At 43.5% G+C, this 2,492-nt stretch carries 2 protein-coding genes; one reads left to right on the top strand and one right to left on the bottom strand.

Features of this window, described 5'->3' with window-relative positions; translation table 11 throughout:
• The first annotated feature begins 598 nt into the window (after positions 1-598).
• Complete coding sequence (locus tag GNE10_RS33835; protein WP_185570407.1) at positions 599-1,198, top strand: PEP-CTERM sorting domain-containing protein; 600 nt, start codon at positions 599-601, stop codon at positions 1,196-1,198.
• Positions 1,199-1,353: 155 nt separating this feature from the next.
• Here the strand turns inward: GNE10_RS33835 and rsgA are convergent, their stop codons facing one another.
• Positions 1,354-2,403, bottom strand: a complete 1,050-nt coding sequence (rsgA, locus tag GNE10_RS33830; protein ID WP_185570408.1) for a small ribosomal subunit biogenesis GTPase RsgA — start codon at positions 2,401-2,403, stop codon at positions 1,354-1,356.
• Positions 2,404-2,492 lie beyond the last annotated feature (89 nt).

Raw genomic sequence — 2,492 nt, 5'->3', positions numbered from 1 at the left:
ATTGTTACTCCTAACATAAGTGCCTTCTGCCCTGTCTTCGACACGCTGCGCGAACGAACTTCTGCCTTTCTTTGTAAAGCCCCTAGGTTCGCGGAGCGTCCCGCAGGGATGGAATGTTTTTTAAACTGGAAGTCCCTTAAAAGCTTTGTACCAATATTTGAACTCCTGGGCATTCCTACTCCGGTTGTGGGTTAACTTGTTGCAGCCGAAAAATCGGGTTTCTCACTTACAGTCCTTTTGTAAACTTTTTGCCTTTGGAGTTTAGTAATTCTTTTTTAACCAGATGCCGTTAGTATCTGCCTCCAGAAAAATTTTACTTTTACTTTGTTTGGTGAGGTTGAATTTCAGGAGCGATGCCTAAGGCGGGCTACGCCTACGCCAGAATTATACAAAAAAGCGTTGAACTCGAACGCTAAAACCCGGCAAAAGTTTTGATGTAATTTCGTTGCTCTGTTTTCTTGATTCGGAAAATACGTATAATTATATATAAGTACGATCGAATTCATTTAAATTACAAAGTAATTTTACCGTTTCAATATATACATGATGTTAACATCATTTTCAGTACATCTGACATAGTGGACTACACCAGGCCAAAATGAGCAAAAACATCTTTACTGTCTTAACATCAAGCATAGTAGCCGTAACTGCGATCGCCGTTTCACCTCTCAAATCACAAGCACTAACCTTTGATTTTAAATTTGATAATACGCCTAATGCCACTGTAACTTCTCCCTTCGTAGGAACAGGAACGTTTAGCTTTGACGGAGACCCTGGAGATGGAACATTCGCACTTACGTCTTTACCAAACTTTAACTTTTCCTTTAATGTTAATGGAAATAGCTTTACCAACACGGCTCTTGCAACGCCACTGGCTAATATTCTTGCAAGAATCGGAACTAATGGTAGCGATCGTTTCATCAACTTCGGTGGTTCAGGTGGTGGCCCCTTCGGAGGGTCTGTCGATTTTGTAAATGCTAGTTATTTAAGTCTCCAACCCGGTTTCGGATCGCTTTATTTTTCAGCAGCTGGCTTGGGAACTTATCAGGGGATAGCACAGGCAGATGTTACCCCTGTTCCTGAACCAGGTAGCATCTTAGGTTTATTAGGTTTATCCTTGGGAGCGTTGGTTGCTAAGAATAAAAAACAAGCTCAAGAGGATGTTTCAAAAGTATTATTGCTAACATCAAAATCTTAGAAACCTAACTCCCCAGCCCCCATTCCTTTGTGGGGAATGGGGGTTTTTAGTAGAGTTTGCCAATTTTTGTCTATCTTTGTTTATATTTATGGCAAAAATACTTAATACCTAAAGGTGGGGGCTTGAATTACGAATTACTTTGACGGCTTCTTTTTCTATTCTTCGCTTTCTTGATACAGCTGTTGCAAGTTCTGTAACTGAGTCTTTCGAGAAACACGGCGATATTTTTTAGTTTCCAGTTTCGGTTCGTATTGACTCTGGCCTTTACCTTTAGTTTTTAACTTGAGAGTTGATTCAGGGCCGGCTTGCTGCTGAAGTTGTGTTTGAAGAGCGATCGCTGCATCCAAAAATTCCAAATAATGTTCGTATCGTTCCCAGTCTCCCCGCACTGCACACTCAGGCTCATCTCGGTGCAGACAATCGCTAAATCGACAGTTAGCAACTGCTAAGCGTTTTCTTGCTTCTGGGAAATAATGTACTAATTCTTCTGGGCTACAATCCATGTCCGGCTGATTAAAACCCGGAGTATCTGCTAATAAACCACCACAGGGCAATTCAAATAATTCTACATGGCGGGTGGTATGACGACCACGAGCTAATTTGCCAGAAACCTCCCCCACTCGCAGGTTAGCGTCGGGAATTAGCCAATTAATCAGACTAGATTTGCCCACACCGGAAGGCCCAGCAATTACAGTAATTTTATTGCTGAGATAGCTGGCTGCTTGGTCTATATTTATGCCATTTTGGACGCTGATAAATAACGGTTGATATCCCCAACTGAGCAGGCGATCGCTAATTTGCTGTTGTTCTTCTTGTGAAATTAAATCGCTTTTATTCAAGCACAAAAGCACATCCAAGCCAGTAGACTCAGCCTTAATCAAAAACCGACTCAATTGATAAGGTTCCAAAGGCGGATCGGCAACAGCAAATACTAATAAAATTTGGTTGACATTGGCAATGGCTGGACGATCTAATTCACTTTCACGGGGTAAAACCTCAGCAATTGCTCCTCGTCCTCCAGCCCAATCTGGCTCCTCCACAACAACGCGATCGCCCACCATCACCTGTTGTCCGATTTTTTTCAGCCGCGTTCTGCGAGTACAGAGGAGGAGGGGGAGATGGACAGACGCGGCGACGCGGAGACAGGGGGACGCGGGGACAGAATTATCTGTATTTGCGGAAGTTGCGATCGAAGCAATCTCAATTTCACACTTTTCTCCGTGTCTCCGTGTCTCCGTGTCTCCGTGTCTCCGTGTCTCCGTGTCTCCGTGTCTCCGTGTCTCCGTGTCTCCGT

Source organism: Nostoc sp. 2RC (assembly GCF_014222165.1).
Taxonomy (GTDB): Bacteria; Cyanobacteriota; Cyanobacteriia; order Cyanobacteriales; family Nostocaceae; genus Nostoc; species Nostoc linckia.
This window is presented reverse-complemented; position numbering and strand designations above follow the sequence as displayed.

Bases quoted from the DNA above. Each gene is read 5' to 3' on its own strand.
- GNE10_RS33835 (WP_185570407.1), top strand. From the start codon at position 599: ATGAGCAAAAACATCTTTACTGTCTTAACATCAAGCATAGTAGCCGTA.